This is a genomic window from Pelomonas caseinilytica, assembly GCF_021353235.1.
GTDB classification, from domain to species: Bacteria; Pseudomonadota; Gammaproteobacteria; order Burkholderiales; family Burkholderiaceae_C; genus Pelomonas; species Pelomonas caseinilytica.
This window is the reverse complement of sequence record NZ_JAJTWT010000008.1, coordinates 161,490-185,443: the sequence shown is the minus strand read 5'-3', so window position 1 is coordinate 185,443 and position 23,954 is coordinate 161,490. Positions and strand designations below refer to the sequence as shown.

Genomic DNA, 23,954 nt, shown 5'->3' with positions numbered 1-23,954 from the left:
CCGACGATGTTCCAGCAACTCGGCGTCATCGGCTGCGGCCTCATGGGCGGCAGCTTCGCGCTCGCGATGAAGAAGGCCGGGCTGGTCCGGCGCGTCATCGGCTACAGCAAATCGCCGTCGACGACCGAGCAGGCGCGCCGGCTCGGCGTCATCGACGTGGCGGCGGAGTCGGCCCTGCTGGCCGTGTCGGGCTCCGACATCGTGCTCATCGCCGTACCCGTCTCGGCCACGGAGAGCACGCTCAAGGCCATCCGCCACCTGGTCAATCCGGGTGTGCTCTTCATGGACGTCGGCTCCACCAAGTGCGACGTCATCGAGTCCGCCCGCCGGGCCCTGGGCGAGCGGGCCTCCAGCTTCGTGCCCTGCCATCCCATCGCCGGCAAGGAATCGGGCGGCGTCCAGCATGCCGAGGCCACGCTCTACGAGGGCCGGCAGGTCATCCTCACGCCCCAGCCCTTCACCAATCCGCAGCTCGTGCAGCGGGCGACCGACGTCTGGTCGGCCCTGGGCGCCACGGTGCTGAAAATGCGCCCCCACAACCATGACGCCGCCTTCGCGGCCGTCAGCCACCTGCCCCACCTGCTGGCCTTCGCCTTCTTCCAGGCCATTGCCGAGCAGCCTGCGGCGCGCGACTACCTCAGCCTGGCCGGACCGGGCTTCCGCGACTTCACGCGCATCGCTGCCGGCGAGCCCGCCGTCTGGCGCGACATCTTCCTGGCCAACAAGCACGAGGTCCTGGCCCAGTCCAAGCGCTTCCGCAGTGCCCTCGACCAGATCGAAGCCCTGATCGAGGCCGGGGACGCCGCCGCCCTCGACGCCGCACTGCGCCCGATTTCCGAAGGCCGCTCGGCCTGGAGCCTTCCCACCCCCGCAGTCCCTCCCGGCCGGCCTACGGCTAAGTGATGTTCAAGATCCCCTTCCTCGACCTGCCGCCCCTGCGCGGCGCCGCGGGCACAGTGCGCCTGCCCGGCTCCAAGAGCATCTCCAACCGCGTGCTGCTGCTGGCGGCCCTCAGTGAAGGACGCACCATCGTGCGCGACCTGCTGGCCTCGGACGATACGGCCGTCATGCTCGACGCCCTGCGCGCGCTGGGCTGCGGCGTGGCGCAGGACGGCGACACCGTCAGCATCGTCGGCCTGGGCGGCAAGCTGCTGGCCAAGCACGCCCAACTCTTCCTTGGCAATGCCGGCACGGCCATGCGCCCGCTGACGGCGGCCCTGGCCGTGCTGGCCGCCACGCAGGGCGGCAGCTTCGAGGTCTCGGGCGTGCCGCGCATGCACGAGCGCCCCATCGGCGACCTGGTCGACGCGCTGCGCGGCCTGGGCTGCGCCATCGACGACCTCGGCAACCCGGGCTACCCGCCGCTGCGCCTGCGCGGCCCCGCCCCGCTCGCGCTGGACACGCCCGTGCGCGTGCGCGGCGACGTGTCCAGCCAGTTCCTGACGGCGCTTTTGCTGGCACTGCCGCTGGTCGCCGAACAGGCCGTCCGCATCGAGGTCATCGGCGAACTCATCTCCAAGCCCTACATCGAGATCACGCTGGCCTTGCTGGCCCGCTTCGGCATCGACGTGCAGCGTGAAGGCTGGTCCGCCTTCGTCATCCCGGCCGGCAGCCGCTACCGCTCGCCGGGCGAGGTCTTCGTCGAAGGCGACGCCTCCTCCGCGTCCTACTTCGTCGGGCTGGGAGCCATCGCCGCCACGCAGGCGCCCGTCCGCATCGAGGGCGTGGGCAGCGAATCCCTGCAGGGCGACGTGCGTTTCATCGAGGCCGCCGCGGCCATGGGCGCCGACGTCAAGACCGGCCCCAACTGGCTGGAAGTACGCCGCGGGGCCTGGCCGCTCAAGGGCATCACCCTCGACTGCAACCACATCCCCGACGCGGCGATGACGCTGGCCGTCATGGCCCTGTACGCCGACGGCCCCACGACGCTGACCCACATCGGCAGCTGGCGCGTCAAGGAGACCGACCGCATCGCCGCCATGGCCACCGAGCTGCGCAAGCTCGGCGCCACCGTCGAGGAAGGCCCCGACTGGATCCGCGTGCAGCCCCTGCGCGACTGGAGGGCCGCTGCCATCCACACCTACGACGACCACCGCGTGGCCATGTGCTTCTCGCTGGCCGCCTTCAACGGCCTGGTGGCGAAGCAGGCCGTGCCGGTGCGCATCCTCGAGCCGCATTGCGTGGCCAAGACCTTCCCGGACTACTTCGAGACCCTGTTCGGCGTCGTCCGCGCCGACTCTGCCGACATCCCCGTCATCACCATCGACGGGCCGACCGCTTCCGGCAAGGGCACGCTGGCCGACGAGGTCGGCAAGGCCCTGGGCTTCGGCGTGCTGGACTCCGGCGCGCTCTACCGCGTCACGGGCCTGGCCGCCCGCCGTGCCGGCCTGGACCTGGACGACGGCGCCGCCGTGGCCGCCCTCGTCCCGACACTTCAGCTCAGTTTCCGCGACGGCCACGTCTTTCTCGGCGACGAGGACGTTAGCGCCCGGCTGCGCGCCGAGGCGACTGGCCTGCTGGCCTCCCAGGTGGCGGCCCACGCCCCGGTGCGTGAGGCCCTTCATCAGCTGCAACTGGATTTCCGTCGCCTCCCCGGCCTCGTGGCCGACGGCCGCGACATGGGCACCGCCATCTTTCCCGATGCGGCGCTCAAGGTCTTCCTCACGGCCAGCGCCGCCACGCGCGCCGAGCGGCGGTATAAGCAATTGATTTCCAAAGGGATTTCAGCTAATATCAAAGGCTTGCGCGAAGATCTGGAGGCTCGGGACGAGAGGGACAAGAACCGCTCGGCCTCGCCGCTGACCCCCGCGCAGGACGCGCAGCTGCTCGACAACTCGGCGCTGACCATCGAAGCCTCGGTGGCCCAGGTGCTGGATTGGTGGCAAAAGCGCCGGCCGTTCTGACCGCGCCCGCGGTCGGCCCGGTCCAGGCCTGAGAAGCCACGCCGCAAGGCACAGGGCCCGCCGGTTTCCGCCGAACGCCAGTTCGGTTGCCAGGAGCGACACAAGTTGCTCATTTCCGGCGATGTCGACAACCTAACCCCGTAGGCTTGCCTACACCGCCGCGCCGGAATCTCCGGCGCATCAGGATCCAATCAACATGTCCCAAACCCAAACCGCCCAATCCTCCGGCATGGAATCCTTTGCCGCGATGTTCGAGGAGTCGCTGCAGCGCTCCGACATGCGCGCCGGCGAAGTGATCTCGGCCGAGGTCGTTCGCGTCGAGCACAACTTCGTCGTCGTCAACGCCGGCCTGAAGTCCGAGGCCTATGTGCCCATCGACGAGTTCAAGAACGACCAGGGCGAACTGGAAGTCCAGGTCGGCGACTTCGTCTCCGTCGCCATCGACGCCATCGAGAACGGCTACGGCGACACCATCCTGTCGCGCGACAAGGCCAAGCGCCTGGCCTCGTGGCTGAGCCTGGAAACCGCCCTGGAGTCCGGCGACTTCGTCACCGGCACCGTCTCCGGCAAGGTCAAGGGCGGCCTGACCGTCCTGGTCAACGGCATCCGCGCCTTCCTGCCCGGCTCGCTGCTGGACACCCGCCCCGTGAAGGACATGAGCCCGTTCGAGGGCAAGACCATGGAATTCAAGGTCATCAAGCTCGACCGCAAGCGCAACAACGTCGTGCTGTCGCGCCGTGCCGTGGTCGAGGCTTCGATGGGTGAAGAGCGCGCCAAGCTGCTCGAGACGCTGTCCGAAGGCGCCATCGTCAACGGCGTGGTCAAGAACATCACCGAGTACGGCGCCTTCGTCGACCTCGGCGGCATCGACGGCCTGCTGCACATCACCGACATGGCCTGGCGCCGTGTCCGCCACCCGAGCGAAGTCGTTCAGGTCGGCCAGGAACTGACCGCCAAGGTCCTGAAGTTCGACGCCGAGAAGAACCGCGTCTCCCTGGGCATCAAGCAACTGGGCGACGACCCCTGGTTCGGCGTCTCGCGCCGCTACCCGACCGGCACCCGCCTGTTCGGCAAGGTCACCAACATCGCCGACTACGGCGCCTTCGTCGAGATCGAGCCGGGCATCGAAGGCCTGGTGCACGTCTCCGAGATGGACTGGACCAACAAGAACATCGCCCCCAGCAAGCTGGTCTCGCTGGGCGACGAGGTCGAAGTCATGGTCCTGGAAATCGACGAAGACAAGCGTCGCATCTCCCTGGGCATGAAGCAATGCAAGGCCAACCCCTGGGAAGAGTTCGCCGAGAACGTCAAGCGCGGCGACAAGGTCAAGGGCCCGGTCAAGTCGATCACCGACTTCGGCGTGTTCGTGGGCCTGGCCCAGGGCATCGACGGCCTGGTGCACCTGTCCGACCTGTCCTGGGACGAGACCGGCGAGACCGCCGTCCGCAACTTCAAGAAGGGCCAGGAAGTCGAAGCCGTCGTGCTGGCCGTGGACGTCGAGCGCGAGCGCATCTCGCTGGGCATCAAGCAGCTGGACAGCGACCCGTTCACCGCCTTCACCACGATCAATGACCGTGGCGCCTCGGTGACCGGCAAGGTCAAGACCGTCGACCCGCGCGGCGCCGAGATCGAGCTGGCTGACGGCGTGACCGGCTACCTGCGCGCTTCGGAAATCTCCCGCGACCGCGTGGAAGACGCCCGCAACGTGCTGAAGGAAGGCGACGAAGTCACCGCCATCATCGTCAACGTGGATCGCAAGACCCGCAACATCCAGCTGTCGATCAAGGCCAAGGACAACGCCGACCAACAGGAAGCCATGCAGCGCATCAGCCAGTCGAACGAGCGTGAGAACGCCGGCACGACCAGCCTGGGCGCCCTGCTGCGCGCCAAGCTGGACAACCAGAACAGCTGATCTGGTTGATCCGACCCGCCCCGCCGCGTGCGGGGACGGGTATGCTCCCCACAGGCTCGCCGGCCTCAGCCAGCGGGCCTGTTTCAATTCCGACTCCGAAGACCTCCGCCGCCATGACCCGCTCCGACCTCGTCGCCGTGCTTGCCGAACGCTTCGGTCAATTGACCCAGCGCGACACCGAGTTCGCGGTCAAGACCATCCTCGACGCCATGAGCGACGCCCTGGCCCGGGGCCATCGCATCGAGATCCGCGGCTTCGGCAGCTTCTCGATCAGCCGCCGCCCGCCCCGCGTCGGCCGCAACCCGCGCAGCGGCGAGCAGGTCATGATCCCCGAGAAGCTCGCACCTCATTTCAAGCCCGGCAAGGCGTTGCGCGAAGCCGTTGACGAGCATCTGCCCGTGACCGAGTGACGCAAAATCCCGGGCCATGCGCACCCTCGTCTGGCTCCTGCGGGCCCTGCTCTTCTTCACGCTGTTCGCCTTCGCGTTGAACAACAGCCACGAGGCCGTCGTGCGCTGGTTCTTCGGCCACGAGTGGCGGGCGCCTCAGGTCATCATCGTGCTGCTGGCCTTCGGCCTGGGCGCTGCCTTCGGCGTGCTGGCCATGGTGCCGGCCTGGTGGCGCCACCGCCGCGCGGCACAGCGCTTCGAGCCCCTGCCCGCCACGCCCGTTCCCGCACCCGACGCGACTGCCGTCCCCTACGCCGCCCACCAAGATGGAGTTTGATCCGCGCTGGCTGCTCTTCGTCCTGCCCGTCGTCTTCGTCCTGGGCTGGCTCGCCTCCAAGCTCGATTCCCGGCAATGGAAGCTCGAACAGCGTGATTCGCCCAAGGCCTACTTCAAAGGCCTGAACCTGCTGCTCAACGAACAGCAGGACAAGGCCATCGACGCCTTCATCGAGGCGGTGCAGAACGACCCCGACACCTCCGAGCTGCATTTCGCCCTCGGCAGCCTGTTCCGCCGCCGCGGCGAGACCGAGCGCGCCGTGCGCGTGCACGAGCACCTGCTGCGCCGCGGCGACCTGGCCAAGGCCGACCGCGACCGCGCCCAGCACGAGCTGGCCCAGGACTTCTTCAAGGCCGGCCTCTTCGACCGCGCCGAGGCCGCCTATGCCGAGCTGCGCGGTACCGCCTTCGAGCGCGAGGCGCGCCTGGCCCTGCTGTCGCTCTACGAGCGCTCGCGCGACTGGGCCAAGGCCGCCGAGGTGGCCGCCGAGCTGGAAGCCGCCGGCACCGGCTCCTTCTCCAACCGCATCGCCCACTACCTGTGCGAACAAGCCCTGGTCGCCCATTCACAGGGCCATGCCGACCTTGCCCAGGAACTGCTGGGCCAGGCGCAGCGCCGGGCGCCCGAGTCGGCCCGCGCCTATGTGCTGCAGGGCCAGTTGCTGCTCAAGGCCGGCCAGCCCGAGGCCGCCTTCGCCGCCTTCGCCCGCCTCATCGCCGTCAATCCGCCCGCCTTCAACCTCGTCGCGGCGGACTGCGCCGCCGCCGCCCAGGCCCTGGGCCAGCCTGAGCGGGCCATCGCGCTGCTGACGGAGCAGTACCAGCGCGCACCGGGCATGCAGTTGCTGCGGGCGCTGGCCAGCCTGCAGCCGGAGCCCCAGCGCGAGCGCCTGGCCACCCATCTGCGCGAACAACCGGCCCTGTCGGCCGCGACCGAGCTGCTCAAGCTCAACGCCGGCGCCCTCCCGCCCGACGAAGCCGCTCCCATGATCCGCACGCTGGAGCGCGCCGCCAAGCCGCTGCAGCGCTACCGCTGCGCCGCCTGCGGCTTCGAGGCTGCCCACTACTTCTGGCAATGCCCGGCCTGCCTGAACTGGGACAGCTACCCGCCACAACCCATCGAAGAGCTGAACTGATGAGCGCCACCGCGCCCCCCGCCGTGACTGACGACCGCTTCGTCATCTGCATGAAGTGGGGCACCAAGTACGGCCCCGAATATGTCAACCGCCTCTACGGCATGACGGCGCGCCACCTGCGCGGCCCCTTCCGCTTCGTGTGCTTCACCGACGACACGAACGGCGTCCGCCCCGAGGTGGAATGCCTGCCCCTGCCCGAGACCCATGCCAGCCCTGGCAAGCGCGACGGCGGCTGGAAGAAGCTGGGCACCTACCAGGCGGACCTCTTCGGCCTGAAGGGCACCGCCCTCTTCCTGGACCTCGACGTCGTCATCGTCGGCGACCTCACCGGCTTCTTCGAGCTCCCCGGCGACTTCCTCATCATCAAGGACTGGAAGCGCCCCTGGCGCGTGACCGGCAACTCCTCGGTCTACCGCTTTCGCATCGGCGCTCATGCCGACGTGCTGGCCAACTTCATCGCCCACCAGGACGAGGTGCGCGCCAAGTACCGCAACGAGCAGGAATACCTCAGCCACTTCCTGCACGCCCAGGGCAAGCTCGGCTACTGGCCCAAGGACTGGTGCGCCAGCTACAAGTACCACTGCCTGCCGGTATGGCCGACGAGCTTCTGGCGCGACCCCTTCATTCCCGAAGGCGCCCGCGTGCTGGTCTTCCACGGCGTCATGAACCCGCCGGACGCGCTGGTCGGGCGCTCGCAGGGCAATTGGCGCCACGCCCGCCCGGCGACCTGGATCGCCGACCACTGGAAAGAATAGGCTCCAGGCATGAAAGACCGCATCGTCACCGTCGACAGCCGCGACTGGGCCCGGCCCATCACCGGCCTGGTGCCCGCGCTGGAAGCCGGCAAGGTGCTGTTCTTTCCTGACCTGCGCTTCGAGCTGACCGACGACGAGGCGCGGCTGCTTCGCGCCGACGTGCGCGACGACAAGGCCCGCAACATCAGCCTGCGCAACGATGGCGCCCTGGCCGGCGCGGCAGCCCAGGGCGACGAAAAGTCCCGCCTGGCCGCCATGATCGGCCGCTTCCGCACCCAGGCCTGCGCCCTCATCGACGCCATCGCGCCGGCCTACAAGCCGGCACTGCGGCTGGCGCCCACGAGCTACCGACCGACCCAGGTCGAAGGCCGCGTGCAGTCCTGGCGCGCCGACGACCGCCGCCTGCACGTCGACGCCTTCCCCTCCCGCCCCAACCGCGGCGAGCGCATCCTGCGCGTCTTCACCAACCTCAACCCGGCCGGCGAGCCGCGCGTCTGGCGCATCGGCGAGGCCTTCGAGGACCTCGCCCGCCGCTTCGTGCCGCGCACCAAGCCCTACGTGGCCTGGCAGGCCCGGGCCCTGAGGGCCCTGCGCGTCACCAAGTCGCTGCGCACCGAGTACGACCACCTGATGCTGCAGCTGCACGACGGCATGAAGCGGGATCTCGACTACCAGCGCACCTGCCCCCAGGTCACCCAGCCCTTCCCGCCCGGCTCGACCTGGGTCTGCTACTCCGACCAGACCTCCCACGCGGTCATGTCCGGCCAGTTCATGATGGAACAGACCCTGCACCTGCCGGCCGAGGCGCAGGTGGACCCCACGGCCAGCCCGCTGGCCATCCTCGAGCGCCTGCTCGGCCGCAAGCTGACCTGATGACCTGGCTGACCGTCGCGGTCCTTGCCGTCGTGGCCGCGCTACTGCTGCGCGAGGTGCTGACCGTGCTGCGCGCCGAGGTGCCCGTGGACCAGCGGTCGACCCTCGTCGGCAAGGCTGCGCCGCCCTGCGATGCGACCATTCCCAAGGTCATCTGGACCTACTGGCATGCCTCGCCCGCGCCGCCCTTCGTGCAGGCCTGCCTGGGCAACTGGCGCCGCTTCGCGCCCGACCACGAGGTCCGCCTGATCGACCGCGCCGGCGTCGCCCGATGGCTGCCTTCGCTGCGGCCCGATTTCGACAGCCTGCCGGCCTACCGCCAGGCCGACTGGCTGCGCATCCACCTGCTGGCCCGCCACGGCGGCATCTGGATGGACGCCTCGACCCTGCTGAGCCGCGACCTCGGCTGGCTTCACGCCGCCCGAGACGAGGCGCAGGCCGAGTACGTCGGCTTCTACATCGGCCGCTACTCGACCCGGCCCGAACTGCCCCTCATCGAGAACTGGTTCATGGCCTCCGTCGCGGGTGGGCGCTTCGCCACGGCCCTGGCCGCGGCCTTTGACCGCGCACTCGACGACGGTGCCGAGCCGGTGCTGCAACGCCTGCAGGACGAAGGCCGGCGCGACCGGGTGGTACAGGCGCTCACCGAAGACTTCCAGCGCTACCTGCTCATGCACGTGGCCGCGGCCGACATCCTCGACCGCCAGCCGGACCTGGGCCGGCTGGCGCTGCTGCGCGCCGAGGACGGCCCCTTCGCCTGGCTGGCCCAGGTCGGGTGGCGCAAACGCCACCTCTTCGCCCGGCTGGCCCTGACGCCCGCGCCGCGCCGGCTGCCCGCCCTCGTCAAGCTGCGCGGCGGCGACCGCACGCTGGCCGAGCGGAACTGGCTGCGTGGCCGGATGCTGCAGTCGAGCGTCCTGGCCCGTCTTCTCGGCCCCACGCCATGACCGCAGCGACACCCTGGCTGAGCCTGCTGTTCCCGATGTACCGGGTGGAGCCCTGGGTGGGTGCGTGCATCGCCTCGCTGAAGCCGCAGCTGGACGAGGGCGTCGAACTGGTTTTCGTCGACGACGCCTCGCCGGACAACTCGGCCGCCCTGGTCGAGCAGGCGCTGCCCCAGGCGCGCGTCATCCGGCTGCCCAGCAACCAAGGGGTCAGCGCGGCACGCAACCGCCTGCTGCAGGAGGCCCGAGGCGACCATCTGTGGTTCATCGACCCCGACGACCTGGTCGAGCCCGGCGTCATTCCCCGCCTCAAGGCCCTGCTCCAGCGGCACGACCCCGACCTGCTCACCTGCGACTTCCGCGCCTTCGACGATGGCCCGTCGACGGCATCGACCAAGCCCCGCCACCGCCACATCGCCAGCTTCGACGGCCCCTCGGGCATCGTGATGGACGACGTCGACCTGCGGCTGCGGGGCTTCTTCGTCCACGGCCAGTTCCACCCCTGGAGCAAAGTCGTGCGGCGCAGCTGCTGGCCTGCGGACCTGCGCTTTCCCGAGGGCCGCGTGTTCGAGGACATGGCCCTCTTCCCGCGGCTGGCCCTGCACACCGCGCGGCACCTGCACGTCGCCGAGGTCTGGATCGCCTACCGCCAGCGCCAGGGCAGCCTGCTTTCGGCGCTGGACGTGAAACGCCTGGACGACTGGACCCTCTCGCTGGACGGCTACGCCGCCGAACTGCCGCCGCTGGGCGACGACGCCAGGTTCGAGATCGCCCACTTCTGCGCCCGCACCCTGCTGCGCGCCAAGCGGCGCCGGCTGCAATTGGGCGGCGAAGCCCTGGCCGGGCTGAAGACCGACGCGGAGCGTTTCGACCGCAGCTCGCCGCTCACGCGCCGCGAGCTGACGGCGGCCTACTTCAGGCGCGGGCGCTGGCTGCGTGGGCTGCAGTGGTGGCACAGCGCGTGATCAGCGCCTCATAGCGCTGTCGCATCAACGCCATCCCATGCTCGGCGAAGGCCCGCTCGCGAGCCGCGACGCCCAGGCGCAACGCGAACGCAGGGTCGCGCAGCAGCCTGGCAATGGCGTCGGCCAGTGCCGGCACATCTCCCTCTGGCACGAGCAGACCAGTCAACTCCGGCTCAAGCACGCCGCGTACTCCGATGACGTCGGATGCGATGCAGGCACAGCCAGCGGCCATCGCTTCAACCAAGGCCAGCGGCATACCTTCGAAATGCGTAGATAGCACGAAGATCGCTTGTGAGCGCAGCAAATCCGGTATCTCGTGATGTTGACCGAGGAACATGACCTGTCCACGCAAGCCCAGCCTGGCAACGCGGGCCTGTATGCGACCGAGCAGCGGCCCCTGGCCAGCCAGGTGTAGCGACGGCCACAGACCGTGCCGCGCGCCAAGGACCGCCAGGGCATCGATCAAAGTCGCATGGTCTTTCTGGCGCGCGAACCGGGCCGACATCACCAGGCCGGGTTCACGCTGCGCACTTGGTGCAGGTGAAAAGCGCGTCAGGTCGATTCCATTGGGTATGGTCACCGTCTTGTCGGCGGGCAGGCCCTGGGCCAGCAGGCTTTGACGCACACCCTCGCTGACGCCGACGATGGCCGCTGTGCGCTGCGCTAGCCGACGACTCTGCCAGCGGCTCCAGGGCGTGTAGCGCTCGCGAGAGTTGTGCTCCACCTGGATCAGCACCGGCACGCCTGCTCGCACGCCGGCATGCCGGCCGATCAGGTGCTCAGGAAAGCCATGGGCCAGCAATGCCATGGGTCGCAGCTCGCGCAATAGAGCGGCCAGCTCGTAAATGGTCGCAAGATGGGACCAACCCGACACTAGATGGACTGTCAAGCCCTGCTGGCGCAACACCTCGACACGGGCCATAGGCGTGTGCCGCTTGAGTCGCAAGACAAGAAGGGGTTCGAAGGGACCGCCACGCAGCGCCGCCAAGCACAAGTCGGCCGCCACCTGCGTCGCGCCCGAGAAGCCACCAGTCACGAAATGGACGACACGGGGACGTTGGGACAGTGGGCTCTCGTGACGCATGGCCGCGCAGTGTAGGAGAGACAATCGCGCCTCATGTCTTCCGACACCAACGTCTCGACAGCCCAGCGTCTGGGCAAGTTCGTCTACCCCCACCGCTGGGGCGCTCTGCTCACCGTGCTGGCCTATGTCGGTGCGGCGGCGACAGAACCCATGCTGCCCAAGCTCATCGGTTTCGTCTTCGGCGAGGGATTCACGAAGGGCGCCTTCCCCATCTGGATGATCCCAGTCGTGTTGATCGGCCTGTACTTGATGCGCGGCCTGTTCGGCTTCGCGGGCCAGTACCTGTTCAACTGGACGGTGACGCGCAGCGTTATGGACTTCCGCGCCGCCCTCGTCAACGCCCTGCTGCGGCTTGACGCCCAGGTCTACACGCGCATGCAGCCGGGTACTGCCGTCAGTAAGGTTGTCAATGATCCTCAGCAGATCCTTCAGCTGATCGGCGACATCGGCATGAGCGTGTTACGCGACGGCCTGCCTGCCGTCGCGATGTTGGGCTACCTCTTCTATGTCAATTGGCAGCTGACCTTGTTGAGCTTGGTCGTTACGCCGTTGATGGCCTTCGTCATGAAGAAGGTCAATCAGCGGATGCGATTGATGGCGACGCGCTCTTACGACTCGCAGCTCCTGCTGGTCAACAAGGTGGATGACATCACCCGGGCCTGGCGCGTCGTGCGTCAGTTCGGCGCGGCCGGCTATGAGCGGGACCGCTTCGCCGCCGTATCCCAGGAAGTTCGGCGTAATAACCTCAAGACCGCCACGGCCGGAGCCCTGGCCCAGCCGCTGTCCCAGCTCGTGGCCAGCGTCGGCTTGTCCTTCATCATCTGCGTGGCGATCTGGCAGGCGCGCACGACGGGCTCCGGTGTTCAGGCCTTTGTCGAGTTCGTCACGGCGCTGCTGCTGCTGACCTCGCGGCTACGTCACCTGTCGGACCTCGCCGCTCCCTTCACGCGTGCGACTGTCATCGCCAAGGGCTGCTTCGAACTGATGGACGCGCCCAAGGAAGTCGACACCGGCACGCGGGAGTTGCCCGGCCCGGCCCAGGGCGACATCGCGATGGAGCAGGTCGCCCTCACCTACCCCGGGGCCGGCCAGGCTGCGCTGGATGGCCTCACCGTCGACTTCCGCGCCGGCCGCACCACCGCCCTGGTTGGCGCCTCGGGCGCCGGCAAGAGTTCCATCATCCACCTGCTGCTCGGCTTCGGCCGGCCGGACGCCGGCCGGATCACGCTGGACGGCATCGACATCCAGACGCTCAGCCGCGCCAGCCTGCGCCGCCAGTTCGCCGTGGTGTCGCAGGACATCGTGCTCTTCGACGACTCGGTGGCCAACAACATCGCCTACGCCCAGCCGCGCGACGAGAGCCGCCTCGAAGCCGCCCTGCGCGCCGCCCATCTCTGGGACTTCGTGCAGGGCCTGCCCGAGGGCGTGGAGACGGCCGTCGGCGCCAACGGCAGCAAGCTCTCCGGTGGCCAGCGGCAACGCCTGGCCATCGCCCGTGCGCTCTACAAGGAAGCCCCCGTCTGGATCTTCGACGAAGCCACCTCGGCCCTGGACACCGAGAGCGAGCGCGCCGTCCAGCAGGCCCTGGCGCAATGGGCGGGGCGCAAGACGCTGATCGTCATCGCCCACCGCCTGTCCACCATCCGCGATGCGGACGCCATCCACGTGCTGGGCGCCGGGCGGCTGATCGAGACGGGCACGCATGCCGAGCTGATCGCCCGTGACGGCGCCTACGCCGCCATGGTGCGGGCCCAGGCGGGCGAGCCGTGAAGCGCCGGCTGCTGCTCCTCTGGGCGGCAGCCATGGCGCCGGCCCTGGCCCAGGCCGAGTTCGATGCCAACACGGCCAGCCGCGCCGACCTCGAATCCCTGCCCGGCGTCGGGCCTGCACTGGCGCAGCGCCTGCTCGCCGCCAGGCCTTTCGAGGACTGGGCCGACCTGATGCGCCGCGTGCCCGGGATCAAGGCCGCCATGGCCAGGAAGCTGTCGGCGGCGGGGCTGCGGGTGGGCGGCCGGGCGTTCGGGTCAGCACCCGGCGGCGAAGCCGGCTGAGCGGCTGCGGCGCAGGGCTGCCGGGTCGAGCTGCGGCGCCTTTGCCGGCCAGCCGAAGAAGCGCTGCACCTCCGCCCGGCGCGCCAGCGTGTCGCTCATGCCCAGGTTGATCAGCTCGCCGACGAAGCTGGGCTCGAAGAGCAGGTAGCTGATGAGGGCCGAGCCGCTGGTGGTGCGGCCCTTGCCGCTGACGCCGAAGGCCCTCAGCATCGCCCGCACCGACGGCGGCAGGCTGGCCTGGTGCTCGCCGGCGAGGTCGTCCAGGCGCCGGCTGGGCGCGATGACGAGCAACTCGATGGGCCTGAGCGCCGTCGCCGAGCGCGACTCCCGCGGCAGCAGGGCCAGGGTACGGTTGATGCGGCGCAGCCTCTCGACGTCCACGGCCAGCGCGTCCAGGAAGATGTTGGACAGAGCGTGGCCGGCCACCTGGGCCATGCTGGGATGCTCGTCCGTGGCCTGGTGGCGGCGGCCCTCGGGCTCCTTCATGCGCCCGGCGCCGATGACGAGCACCCGCTCGGCCCCCAGGTGCACGGCCGGCGAGATGGGCGCGCTCTGGCGCATGGAGCCGTCGCCGAACCATTCGGGCTCGCCCTCCAGGTCCAGCAGCTCCGCGGGAAAGATGAAGGGGATGGCCGACGAGGCCATCAGATGACTCAGCGTCAGCCGCGCCTGCACGGCCATGCGCTGCTCGCGCAGCCAGGGCACGACGTGGTGGTGGGTCTGGAAGAAGGTGACGTGCTGGCCCGAGGTGTAGCTCGAGCCGGTCAGCGCCAGGGCGCGCAGATGGCCCGCGTCGAGCATGGCCTCGACGCGGTCCATGTTCAGGTAGCGGCCCAGCAACTCCCGCAGCGGGCTGTTGTCGAGCAGACTGCGCGGCCGGGTGCGCGTCCAGCGCGCCAGGGCCCAACCCAGGCTCAGCATGCTGACCCAGCGCGCGCCGCTCTTGACGGCCTGGAAGGCGTCGGCGCGGTAGATGCTCTCGACGTGCAGGCTCTGCCAGAGGTGCACCAGGCCGTCGACGGCACCGTCGAAATCGTCGGCATGGCAGGCCAGGGCCGAGGCGTTGATGGCCCCCGCGGACGTGCCGCTGATGACCGGAAAGGGGTTGGTATGGGTGGCGCCGGCATCGCGGCGCAGTTGCGCCACCGCCGCCAGCACGCCCACCTGGTAGGCCGCGCGGGCGCCGCCACCGGTCAGGATCAGGCCCGTGACCGGCTGCGGGCGCGCGAGGTCGGCAAGGGGCCTGGGGACGGTGGGCAGCATCGAGGCGAAATCATCGCCGAATTGGCGGACGCTCGTGGTCTTCGAGCGCCAGCAGCAGGCTGGTGCGGCGCTCCCGGGCCACGTCCCGCCAATGCAGGCCGCACAACGCCCCTTCCAGCGCCCAGAGCAGGTTGAGGCTGGCGCGCGGGTCGGCCCGTTTCACGCGGGCATAGGCCGCCACGGCGCCGAGCCGGCGCAGTTCGTCGATGCCGGCGATGCCCGCCGCGGCGAGCATCTCGCGCGACTTGGGGCCGAGGTTGGGCAGGCCCGCCGGGTCGTTCGGGTCCGCGGGTGCCGGCACGCTCAGCTCGCCTCGTAGACGACCTCGGCCGCCTGGCCCAGCCGGGCCAGGGCCTCGTCCGCCGGCCACAGACGGCTCGTCTCGCCCAGTTCCACCAGCCAGCGCGCGCCGACCTGGCCGTCCGCGGCCTCGGCCCGCAGGGCGACGCGCACCGGCAGGCCCAGCGGGCGCGACTGCCCCTCCTCCGTCTCGACCGTGCGCGGCGGGAAGCGCTGCACCAGCTCCTGGATGAGACCGGCGGCGCCCGCATCGTTGAGCAGCAGGTGGCGGCCGAAGCGGGCCCGCGCCGCCGGCAGGCTCCACAGCGCCTGCACGTTCATGCGCAGGCCGCCGGAGAAGCGGTCGTTCTGCACCTTGCCCTGGGCGATGACGAGTTCGTCCTCGGCCAGCAGCTCCTTGTTGGCGTTGAGCAGCTCCTCGTTGGCCACGGCCTCGATGGCGTCGCTCTTGTCGTCGAGCTTGAAGATGGCCACCCGCCCGCGCTGCCCGTTGATGACGCGCAGGCCGCTGACGATGCCGGCCACCAGCACCGGCTCGCGGCTGTCCTGCAGGTCGGCGATCTGGCGCTTGACGATGCGACGCACCTCGGCGCCGCTCTGGTCGAAGAGATGGCCCGAGAGGTAGAAGCCGATGGCCGTCTTCTCGAGCGACAGCCTCTCCTTGATGCTCCAGGGCGCCGCATCGACGAGGTCGGGCTCGACCGTGGACGAGGCATGGGAGTCGCCGAAGTCGAACAGGCCGCCCTGGTCGGCATTGGCCTCGGTCGTCTCGGCATGCGTGTAGCCGCGCGCGACGCTGGCCAGCAGCTTGGAGCGCTCCGGGTTGATGCTGTCGAAGGCACCCGCCTTGATCAGCGCCTCGACGACGCGTTTGTTGACGGCCTTGCGGTCCACGCGCAGGCAGAAGTCGTAGAAGCTCAGGAAGGGGCCGCCCGCCTCGCGCGCCGCGATGATGGCCTCGATGGCCCCTCGGCCCGTGCCCTTGATGGCGCCGAGGCCGTAGTTCACCAGGCGGTTGTGGATGGGCTCGAAGCGGTAGACGCCCTTGTTCACGCAGGGCGGCTGGAACTCGATGCCGAAGATCTTGGCGTCGTTGAGCAGCACCTTGAGCTTGTCGGTGTCGTCCATCTCGATGGTCATGTTCGCGGCGTAGAACTCGGCCGTGAAATGCACCTTGAGCCAGGCCGTGTGATAGGCCAGCAGCGAGTAGGCGGCGGCGTGCGACTTGTTGAAGCCGTAGCCCGCGAACTTCTCCATCAGGTCGAAGACCTCGTCGGCCTTGGCCTCGTCGATGCCCTTCTTGGCCGCGCCCGCGCGGAACAGCAGCCGGTGCTGGGCCATCTCCTCGGGCTTCTTCTTGCCCATGGCCCGGCGCAGCATGTCGGCGCCGCCGAGGCTGTAGCCGCCGAGCACCTGGGCCGTCTGCATGACCTGCTCCTGGTAGACCATGATGCCGTAGGTCTCGGCCAGCACCGGCTCGGTCAGCGGGTGCGGGTACTCCACGGGCTCCTTGCCGTGCTTGCGCGCGACGAAGGTGGGAATGAGGTCCATGGGGCCGGGGCGGAACAGCGCGTTCAACGCGATCAGGTCCTCCAGCCGCGAGGGCTTGGCCTCGCGCAGCATCTTCTGCATGCCGGTCGATTCGAACTGGAACACCGACTCGGTCAGGCCGTCGGAGAAGAGCTTGTAGACCTTGCGGTCGTCCAGCGGGATCTTCTCGAAGCAGAAGTTCTCCTGCCCCGGGTGGCGCTTGACGATGAACTCCTTGGCCAGCTCCAGGATGGTCAGCGTGGCCAGGCCCAGGAAGTCGAACTTCACCAGGCCGATGGCCTCCACGTCGTCCTTGTCGAACTGGCTGACCGCGCTGGTCGAGCCCGGCTGCTGGTACTGCGGGCAGAAGTCGGTGATCTTGCCCGGCGCGATCAGCACACCGCCGGCATGCATGCCGATGGAGCGCACCGTGCCCTCCACGCGCGCGGCCATTTCCAGCAGGCCGGCCACCTCCTCGTCAGATTTCTCCCGCTCCTCGATCTCCGGCGACTCGTGGCGGGCATAGACCATCTTGGCCTTGTCGGGGTCGAAGTTGGGCGGCAGCCTGGCCAGCGTCACCGTCTTGCCCGGCGGCGCGGGCACGAGTTTGGCGATGGAGTCGACGTGGCCGAAGCCCATGCCCAGCACGCGGCCGATGTCGCGCAGCGCGCCCTTGGCGGCCATGGTGCCGAACGTCGCGATCTGGCTGACCGCCTGGCGCCCGTACTTCTCCTTGACGTACTCGATGACGCGGTCGCGGTTGCCCTGGCAGAAGTCGATGTCGAAGTCGGGCATGGAGACCCGCTCCGGGTTCAGGAAGCGCTCGAACAGCAGGTTGTACTGCAGCGGGTCGAGGTCGGTGATGGACAGCGCATAGGCCACCAGCGAGCCGGCGCCCGAGCCCCGGCCCGGGCCGACCGGGCAGCCGTTGTTCTTGGCCCAGCGGATGAAGTCCGACACGATGAGGAAGTAGCCCGGGAAGCCCATCTTGATGATGGTCTCCAGCTCGAACTCCAGCCGCTCCACATAACGCGGCCTCTCGGCGTCACGCCTGGCCGCGTCGGGGAAGATCATGGCCAGCCGTTCGTCCAGGCCGGCATAGCTCAGCTCCCGGAAGTACTGCTCCATGGGCATGTGGCTGCCGTCTTCCAGCACCGGCGTCGGGAAGTCGGGCAGGAAGTTCTTGCCCAGCGTCAGCGTCAGCGAGCAGCGCCGCGCGATCTCCAAGGTGTTGCGGATGGCGCTCGGGATGTCGGCGAAGAGCCTGCGCATCTCGGCCTGGGTCTTGAAGTACTGGCTGGGCAGGAAGCGCTTGATGCGCTTGGGATTGGCCAGGGTCTCGCCCTCGGCCACGCAGACCCGCGCCTCGTGCGCCTCGAAGTCCTCTTCGGCCAGGAACTGGATGGGATGGGTCGCGACGACCGGCAGGCCGAGTTCCGCCGCCAGCGGCACGCTGGCCTGCACCAGGGCCTCCTGGCCGGGCAGGCCGGCACGCTGCAGCTCGATGTAGAAACGGCCCGGGAAGACGCCCGACAGGCGCTCGGCCCAGTCACGCGCCCGGGCCTTGTCGCCCTGCAACAGGGCCTGCCCCAGCCCCCCATGCTGGGCCCCGGACAGGCAGATCAGGCCACCGCCCAGCTCCTGCAGCCACTCCCACTTCAGGCAGGCCTGGTTGCGCTGCACGTTCTGTATCCAGGCGCGCGACAGCAGCTCGCTGAGGTTGAGATAACCCTGCTTGTTCTGCACCAGCAGCAGCAGCCGCGTCGGCGGCTTGTCGGTCGCCTCGGCCTCCAGCCAGCAGTCGGCCCCGAGGATGGGCTGCACGCCTTTCTTGCGCGCCGCCGAATAGAACTTGACGCCGCCGAAGAGATTGGCCAGGTCGGTGATGGCCGCCGCGACCTGCCCATCCTTGGCCGCAGCACCCACGGCGTCGTCGGTGCGGAGCGTGCCGTCCACCACCGAGTATTCGGTGTGCATGCGCAGGTGGACGAAGGGCAGGTCTTGCGGGGCGGTCTCGGACATCGCGGCATTGTAGGAAGCCGGCTCGGCAGGGTCTGGGCCGCTCGGACCTCCACTGAGGTCAAAAATTTTAAGTATTACTTTTTATCGATACGCATTTCAGAATCGGCGTAATCGAGGGTATTTGGCCATAAATAGTCATGTTTAATTGGTTCGTACCGGGCTGGCGCCAGCCCGGTCAACCACGAGGCCGACCCCATCGAGGCGGCCCGCAACCCGGAGACAAACCCCATGTTCCTGACTTGCAAGCGCCTCGTGCGCCTGGCAGCCGCCGGCCTGCTCGCGGCCCTCCTCGCGCCCGCCGGCGCCGCCCCCTGGGCACTGAGCGGCGCCATCGGCACGCACGACCCCAACATCTACAAGACCAGCTCCACCTGGTGGATCTTCGAGACCACCGACAACGGCGGCATCGGCGTCAAATACTCCAGCGACGGCCACGCCTGGACCCAGGGCCTGCCCATCTTCAGCGGCGGCCTGTCCTGGTGGAAGACCTATCTGCCGGCCGGCAAGACGGCCATGGTCTGGGCACCCGGCTGCGGCGAGTACGCGGGCCTGGGCTACTGCTACTACGCCATCTCCAGCTTCGGTTCCCAGAAGTCGGCCATCGGCCTGACCACCTCGGCCGGGGGCATCGCCGCCAGCCAGTGGGTGGACCAGGGTGCAGCACTGACGTCGCAGTCGGGTGACGGCTACAACGCCATCGACCCGAGCTTCGTGCTCGCGGCCAACGGCGACCCCTACCTCGTCTTCGGCTCCTTCTGGAACGGCATCCACATCACCCGCGTCAGCAAGGTCAACCTCAAGCCGCCGACGGGCGGGATCGTCAACATCGCCAAGGACAGCGTCAACGGCATCGAGAACGGCTTCGTCGTCAAGAAGGCCATCGGCGGCACGACCTACTACTACCTCTTCGCCTCCAAGGGCGCCTGCTGCAAGGGCGCCAACAGCACCTACTACATCGTCGTCGGCCGCTCCACCTCCATCACCGGGCCCTATGTCGACAAGGCCGGCGTGGCCATGCTGTCGGGTGGCGGCACGGTGCTGGCGTCCAGCGGCACGCGCTTCAAGGGCCCGGGCGGTCAGTCCCTGCTGGCCGACGGTTCCGTGATGGCCTGGCATGCCTACGACGCCCAGAACAACGGCGCGCCGGTGCTCTTCATCAACAACGTGACCTGGGGCTCGGACGGGTGGCCGCAAGCCGTCTGGTGATCGCGTCGCCGGCGGTGCTGGCCCTGGCCCTGGTGGGCTGGGCCTGGTGGGGACAGCCCCTGGCAGATGCCGAAGCGCCCTCCGTCGCGCAGGCGGCCTCGCAGGCATCGACGTTGCCGGCGCCCACCCGCCCGGCCTGGGCCCCGCCCGAGGTGCGGCCCGCCGTCCGCCAGGCTCCAACGACAGCGGCACCGGCAGCGGACACCGGCCTCGCCAGCCTGCTGACCGCCCCCGAAGCCAGCCTGCGCGCGACGCTGCAGGCCGCCCTTGCGGCACGCGCCCAGGGCGGGCGCCTGTATGCCCGCGCCCTGGCGCGCCGCTGCGCCGCGCTGGCCGGCCTGCCGCCGCCCGCCGCGCCGCCGGACGCCAACGACCCGCGCCACCAGCGCGCCCTGGCCCGCCAAGCCGGCCTCGCCACCGGCTGCAGCCAGTTCGCCAACGCCGAGTGGCTGAGCCTGGTCAACATCGCCGCCGACGAGCCCACGGCCGACGACCCGCTGCTGACCCTGCTCGAAGGCGGCGCCAGCGACGCGACGCTGCTGGATACGGTCATGGCCCGACCCGACCCGCTGCTGCTCGACGAACTCGGCCCACGGCTGCTGCTGCGCCGCATCGGCGGCGAGCCGGTGCTGTATTTCGACGGCCGGCGCTTCGACGACGAGGCCAGCCGCGCCACGGCCCTGGCCGCCGTGCGCCTGCTGCCCTGCCATTTCGGCCTGGCCTGCGACGAGCGCGACCCCGAGGTCTGGCTGGCCTGCCTGCGCGGCGACGGCTGCCAGGCCTCGCGCGCCGAACAGGAGCCGTCCGACGCGCCCGCTCTGGCCGCCCGGCTGGCGCAGGCGCTGCGCGCCCGCGAGCTGCACCGCTTCCTGCCTGCGCCGCCGTCCTGAGGTTTGCGCGGGCTCACGCCGCCCGACGGCGCCGTTAAGCTCGGCCGCATGAAAACGACCGCCCTCGCCCTGCTGCTCGCCTGCGGCCTGTTCACTGCCGCTGAGGCCAGGCCCGGCGCTGCCAGGCCATCGGCCGCCAAGCCGGCCATCAAGCCGCCGGCCAGGACGTCGGCCCAGGACATCCTCGCCGCCTCGCCCGCCACCGACTGGCGCGGCCTCGACCCCGACAACACGCTGCTGATGGAGCTGCCCTCGGGCCAGGTCCTCATCGAGCTGGCGCCGCGTTTCGCGCCGGCCCACGTCGCCAACATCCGCGCCCTGGCCCACGGCGGCTACTGGGACGGCCTGGCCGTCGTGCGCGTGCAGGACAACTTCGTCACGCAGTGGGGCGACCCCGACGGCGACGAGGCGGGCAAGGCCCGGCCGCTGCCCGCCGGCGCCCAGGCCCGGCTGCCCGCGGAGTTCTCGGTGCCCATCGACCGCGTCGGCAAGAACGCCGGCTTCACGCGGCTGCCGGACGTCGATGGCTGGGCGCCGCGCACCGGCTTCGCCGAGGGCTTTCCTGTCGCGGCCGACCCCAAGACCAGGCGCGCCTGGCTCACGCACTGCTACGGCATGGTCGGCGCGGGCCGCGGCGACGCCGTCGATTCGAGCAACGGCACGGAGCTCTATGTCGTCATCGGCCAGGCGCCGCGCGGGCTGGACCTGAACATCACCGTCGTCGGCCGCGTGCTCAAGGGCATGGAGTTGCTCTCCGCCCTGCCCCGCGGCACGGGCGCCATGGGCTTCTACGACAAGCCCGAGCAGCGCACCGCCATCCCGCGCGTGCGCCTGCTGGCCGACGTGCCGGCCACCGAGCGCCCTGCCCTGCAGGTGCTGCGCACGGAATCGGCGACGTGGGCGCAGCTGCTGGACGCCCGGCGCTTTCGCGGCGGCTGGTTCGTGCACAGCCCGGGCCACATCGACGTCTGCAGCGCCGTCGTGCCAACACGCGCGGTGCCCTGAAGCCCCAGGAGACGAAACGGCGGGATAGCGGGCCGAGCGCCGGGCCGCTCCCAAGCCGGCCCGGCGGCGATGTGCCTGCGGCTCAATGCCGCAGGCATCGCCGCCCCCTCGGGGGGCTGAGGCCGGACACGACAAGTCCAGCGGACTTGTCGTGCCTGCCGAAGGGCAGCCGCACTGCCGGCTGCGCGGTCTGCAAGACGACCAGGCACGCGCCGCGTTCAGCGCGCGGGGCTGGACCGGGGGCAGGCACGTCAGGCGCCCAGCCAGAGCGCCACGCGGTAGGTGACGAAGGACGCCAGGTAGGCCAGTCCGAACAGATAGCCCGTCATGATCAGCGGCAGCTTGTAGCCCCCGGTCTCGCGCTTCACCGCCGCCAGCGTCGCGATGCATTGCGGCGCGAACACGTACCAGGCCAGCAGCGACAGCGCCGTGGCCAGGCTCCAGCTCTGGGCGATCAGCGGCGCCAGGGCCTGCGCGGCCTCGTCGCCCGTACTGGACAGCGCGTAGACCGTGCCCAGGGCGCCGATGGCCACCTCGCGGGCCGCGAGGCCGGGCACCAGCGCCAGGCTGATCTGCCAGTTGAAGCCGATGGGCTCGAACACCTTGGCCAGGCCCGCGCCCAGCCAGCCCGCGACGCTGTACTGGATGGGCGCGCCCGTGGCGCCCTCGGGCGGCGCGGGGAAGCTGGCCAGCAGCCACAGTGCCAGCGTCAGCACGAGGATGATGCCGCCCACGCGCTTGACGAAGATCATCGCCCGCTGCCACAGCCCGATGGCGATGCTGCGCGGATGCGGCCAGTGGTAGGCCGGCAGCTCCATCATCAGCGGACGCACGAGGCGACCCGCGCTCGTGAAGCGCTTGAGCACCCAGGCCACGGCCAGCGCCCCGAGGATGCCGGCGAGATAGAGGCCGAACAGCACCAGCCCCTGCAGCTCCAGCCCGGCGACCCGGCGGTGCGGGATGAAGGCGCCGATCAGCAGCGCGTAGACAGGCAGCCGCGCCGAGCAGGTCATCAGCGGCGCGATCATGATGGTGACGAGGCGGTCACGCGGGTTGGCGATGGAGCGCGTGGCCATGATGCCGGGGATGGCGCAGGCGAAGCTCGACAGCAGCGGGATGAAGCTGCGCCCCGACAGTCCAACGCTGCCCATCAGCCGGTCCAGCAGCAGGGCCGCGCGCGGCAGGTAGCCCGACTCCTCCAGCACGAGGATGAAGAAGAACAGGATGAGGATCTGCGGCAGGAAGGCCAGCACGCTGCCAGCCCCGGCGATCACGCCGTCGACGATGAGGCTGTGGAACCAGCCCGGTGGCAGGGCCTGGCCCACCCGCTCGCCCACCCAGGCCACGCCGGCCTCGATGGCGTCCTTGGGCGGCTCGGCCCAGGAGAACACCGCCTGGAAGAGCAGGAAGAGCAGCACCGCCAACAGGACCGAGCCCGCCAGCGGGTGCAGCAGCACGCGGTCCACGCGGTCGCTGGGCAGTTCGGGCAGGTCCTCGTCGAGGTGGATGGCGCGCAGCAGAGTCTTGACGGCGACGTGGTCGTCGACCTGCTGCTCGGCCGCCGAGGCGACCGGTGCCGCCTCCCAGACCTCGGGCCGGTCGAGCAGGCCGCGCAGCTCGTCCAGGCCTTCCTTGTGGATGGCGACGGTGCGCACCACCGGCAGGCCCAGCTGGGCCGCGAGGGCGGCGGCATCGACCTTGAGGCCGCGGCGGGCGGCGAGGTCGGCCATGTTGAGTGCGACGACGACGGGCAGCCCCATGCGCCGCACGGCCAGCACCAGCCGCAGGTTGCGCCGCAGGTTGGTGGCGTCGAGCACGCAGACGACGAGGTCGGGCCGCTTCTCGCCCTTGGCGCGGCCGGCCAGCACGTCGCAGGTGACGCGCTCGTCCGGCGAGCGCGGGTGCAGGCTGTAGGTGCCGGGCAGGTCGAGCAGGCGCAGCACCTTGCCGGCCGGGGTGACGAGGCGGCCCTCCTTGCGCTCGACGGTGACGCCAGCATAGTTGGCCACCTTCTGGTGGCTGCCCGTCAGGCCGTTGAAGAGGGCCGTCTTGCCGCAGTTGGGATTGCCGACGAGGGCGACCAGCTTGCCGCCGCGATGGACATGGATGACCGCCTCGGTCATCGCGGTGTCACCGCGATGCATTCCGCCTCGGCATGCCTCAGCGCGAAGGTCGACTGCCCGACCCGCACGACGAGGTTGCCGGTGCGCCTGGCGCCACGGCGCAGGATGCGCACCGCCTCACCCGGCAGGAAGCCCAGATCCGCCAGCCAGGACGCCCACTCCGGCGAATGGCCCGGCGCACTCACCTGCTGGACGGTCAGCGCCAACCCGGCAGGGGCGGCGGCGAGGCTGGAGGGCAGCGTCTCGGACATGGCGGCTCGGCGGTAA

At 69.9% G+C, this 23,954-nt stretch carries 21 protein-coding genes; 15 read left to right on the top strand and 6 right to left on the bottom strand.

Translation table 11 applies throughout. The features are described from left to right. Window positions 1-6 precede the first annotated feature (6 nt). The 10 genes from LXT12_RS18925 to LXT12_RS18880 all read left to right on the top strand — a co-directional run bounded on the left by LXT12_RS18925 (window position 7) and on the right by LXT12_RS18880 (window position 10,213). Window positions 7-903: a prephenate dehydrogenase gene (locus tag LXT12_RS18925; protein ID WP_233393849.1), complete on the top strand. Its 897-nt coding sequence runs from the start codon at window positions 7-9 to the stop codon at window positions 901-903. Next, window positions 903-2,903, top strand: coding sequence for a bifunctional 3-phosphoshikimate 1-carboxyvinyltransferase/cytidylate kinase (locus tag LXT12_RS18920; protein ID WP_233393848.1), 2,001 nt, complete (start codon window positions 903-905; stop codon window positions 2,901-2,903). The genes LXT12_RS18925 and LXT12_RS18920 overlap by 1 nt, the downstream gene beginning before the upstream one ends. Window positions 2,904-3,099: 196 nt before the next feature. After that, window positions 3,100-4,815 carry a 30S ribosomal protein S1 gene (gene rpsA / locus LXT12_RS18915; protein WP_233393847.1) on the top strand — a complete coding sequence of 572 codons (1,716 nt, stop codon included), beginning with the start codon at window positions 3,100-3,102 and terminating at the stop codon, window positions 4,813-4,815. A gap of 113 nt (window positions 4,816-4,928) precedes the next feature. Next, window positions 4,929-5,225: an integration host factor subunit beta gene (locus LXT12_RS18910; protein ID WP_233393846.1), complete on the top strand. Its 297-nt coding sequence runs from the start codon at window positions 4,929-4,931 to the stop codon at window positions 5,223-5,225. A gap of 16 nt (window positions 5,226-5,241) precedes the next feature. Beyond that, window positions 5,242-5,541: a LapA family protein gene (locus tag LXT12_RS18905; protein WP_233393845.1), complete on the top strand. Its 300-nt coding sequence runs from the start codon at window positions 5,242-5,244 to the stop codon at window positions 5,539-5,541. Continuing rightward, on the top strand, window positions 5,531-6,676 hold the full coding sequence (gene lapB, locus LXT12_RS18900) for a lipopolysaccharide assembly protein LapB (RefSeq protein ID WP_233393844.1): 1,146 nt from the start codon (window positions 5,531-5,533) through the stop codon (window positions 6,674-6,676). Before LXT12_RS18905 ends, lapB begins: the two co-directional genes overlap by 11 nt. Next, window positions 6,676-7,431 carry a glycosyltransferase gene (locus tag LXT12_RS18895; protein WP_233393843.1) on the top strand — a complete coding sequence of 252 codons (756 nt, stop codon included), beginning with the start codon at window positions 6,676-6,678 and terminating at the stop codon, window positions 7,429-7,431. Before lapB ends, LXT12_RS18895 begins: the two co-directional genes overlap by 1 nt. A 9-nt stretch (window positions 7,432-7,440) precedes the next feature. Then, window positions 7,441-8,304, top strand: a complete 864-nt coding sequence (locus tag LXT12_RS18890) for a Kdo hydroxylase KdoO (RefSeq protein ID WP_233393842.1) — start codon at window positions 7,441-7,443, stop codon at window positions 8,302-8,304. Beyond that, window positions 8,304-9,251, top strand: a complete 948-nt coding sequence (locus LXT12_RS18885; RefSeq protein ID WP_233393841.1) for a glycosyltransferase family 32 protein — start codon at window positions 8,304-8,306, stop codon at window positions 9,249-9,251. Before LXT12_RS18890 ends, LXT12_RS18885 begins: the two co-directional genes overlap by 1 nt. After that, the gene (locus LXT12_RS18880; RefSeq protein ID WP_233393840.1) at window positions 9,248-10,213 is read left to right on the top strand and encodes a glycosyltransferase family 2 protein; all 966 of its coding nucleotides are present in this window, start codon (window positions 9,248-9,250) and stop codon (window positions 10,211-10,213) included. The genes LXT12_RS18885 and LXT12_RS18880 overlap by 4 nt, the downstream gene beginning before the upstream one ends. On the opposite strand, the gene LXT12_RS18875 is transcribed toward LXT12_RS18880, so the two are convergent. Then, entirely contained in the window at window positions 10,164-11,297 is a 1,134-nt protein-coding gene (locus tag LXT12_RS18875) for a glycosyltransferase (protein ID WP_233393839.1), read from the bottom strand. The genes LXT12_RS18880 and LXT12_RS18875 overlap by 50 nt on opposite strands. Window positions 11,298-11,330: 33 nt before the next feature. On the opposite strand from LXT12_RS18875, the gene LXT12_RS18870 reads away from it, so the two are divergent. Both LXT12_RS18870 and LXT12_RS18865 read left to right on the top strand, forming a co-directional pair. Next, a complete protein-coding gene (locus tag LXT12_RS18870; RefSeq protein ID WP_233393838.1) occupies window positions 11,331-13,067 on the top strand; it encodes an ABC transporter transmembrane domain-containing protein in 1,737 nt (578 codons plus the stop codon). After that, complete coding sequence (locus tag LXT12_RS18865) at window positions 13,064-13,348, top strand: ComEA family DNA-binding protein (RefSeq protein WP_233393837.1); 285 nt, start codon at window positions 13,064-13,066, stop codon at window positions 13,346-13,348. Before LXT12_RS18870 ends, LXT12_RS18865 begins: the two co-directional genes overlap by 4 nt. On the opposite strand, the gene LXT12_RS18860 is transcribed toward LXT12_RS18865, so the two are convergent. The 3 genes from LXT12_RS18860 to dnaE are packed head-to-tail and all read right to left on the bottom strand — an operon-like array spanning window position 13,322 to window position 18,463. Further along, the gene (locus LXT12_RS18860; RefSeq protein ID WP_233393836.1) at window positions 13,322-14,611 is read right to left on the bottom strand and encodes a patatin-like phospholipase family protein; all 1,290 of its coding nucleotides are present in this window, start codon (window positions 14,609-14,611) and stop codon (window positions 13,322-13,324) included. The two genes, LXT12_RS18865 and LXT12_RS18860, sit on opposite strands and share 27 nt — an antisense overlap. A 10-nt stretch (window positions 14,612-14,621) precedes the next feature. Next, window positions 14,622-14,912 (bottom strand): TfoX/Sxy family protein, encoded by a 291-nt coding sequence (locus LXT12_RS18855; RefSeq protein WP_233393835.1) that lies wholly within the window; start codon window positions 14,910-14,912, stop codon window positions 14,622-14,624. 2 nt (window positions 14,913-14,914) lie between these two features. Then, window positions 14,915-18,463, bottom strand: a complete 3,549-nt coding sequence (gene dnaE, locus LXT12_RS18850) for a DNA polymerase III subunit alpha (RefSeq protein WP_233393834.1) — start codon at window positions 18,461-18,463, stop codon at window positions 14,915-14,917. Between the two features lie 228 nt (window positions 18,464-18,691). Between dnaE and LXT12_RS18845 the strand changes: the two genes are divergently transcribed. Genes LXT12_RS18845 through LXT12_RS18835 form a run of 3 tightly spaced genes read left to right on the top strand, consistent with a single transcriptional unit; the run spans window position 18,692 to window position 21,564 of the window. After that, window positions 18,692-19,669: a glycoside hydrolase family 43 protein gene (locus LXT12_RS18845; protein ID WP_233393833.1), complete on the top strand. Its 978-nt coding sequence runs from the start codon at window positions 18,692-18,694 to the stop codon at window positions 19,667-19,669. After that, the gene (locus LXT12_RS18840; RefSeq protein WP_233393832.1) at window positions 19,648-20,559 is read left to right on the top strand and encodes a hypothetical protein; all 912 of its coding nucleotides are present in this window, start codon (window positions 19,648-19,650) and stop codon (window positions 20,557-20,559) included. The genes LXT12_RS18845 and LXT12_RS18840 overlap by 22 nt, the downstream gene beginning before the upstream one ends. A 48-nt stretch (window positions 20,560-20,607) precedes the next feature. Further along, on the top strand, window positions 20,608-21,564 hold the full coding sequence (locus LXT12_RS18835; protein ID WP_233393831.1) for a peptidylprolyl isomerase: 957 nt from the start codon (window positions 20,608-20,610) through the stop codon (window positions 21,562-21,564). A 251-nt stretch (window positions 21,565-21,815) separates the two neighbouring features. On the opposite strand, the gene feoB is transcribed toward LXT12_RS18835, so the two are convergent. Both feoB and LXT12_RS18825 read right to left on the bottom strand, forming a co-directional pair. Continuing rightward, window positions 21,816-23,687: a ferrous iron transporter B gene (gene feoB / locus LXT12_RS18830; protein WP_233393830.1), complete on the bottom strand. Its 1,872-nt coding sequence runs from the start codon at window positions 23,685-23,687 to the stop codon at window positions 21,816-21,818. Beyond that, window positions 23,684-23,938 (bottom strand): FeoA family protein, encoded by a 255-nt coding sequence (locus LXT12_RS18825; RefSeq protein WP_233393829.1) that lies wholly within the window; start codon window positions 23,936-23,938, stop codon window positions 23,684-23,686. Before LXT12_RS18825 ends, feoB begins: the two co-directional genes overlap by 4 nt. Window positions 23,939-23,954: the final 16 nt, after the last annotated feature.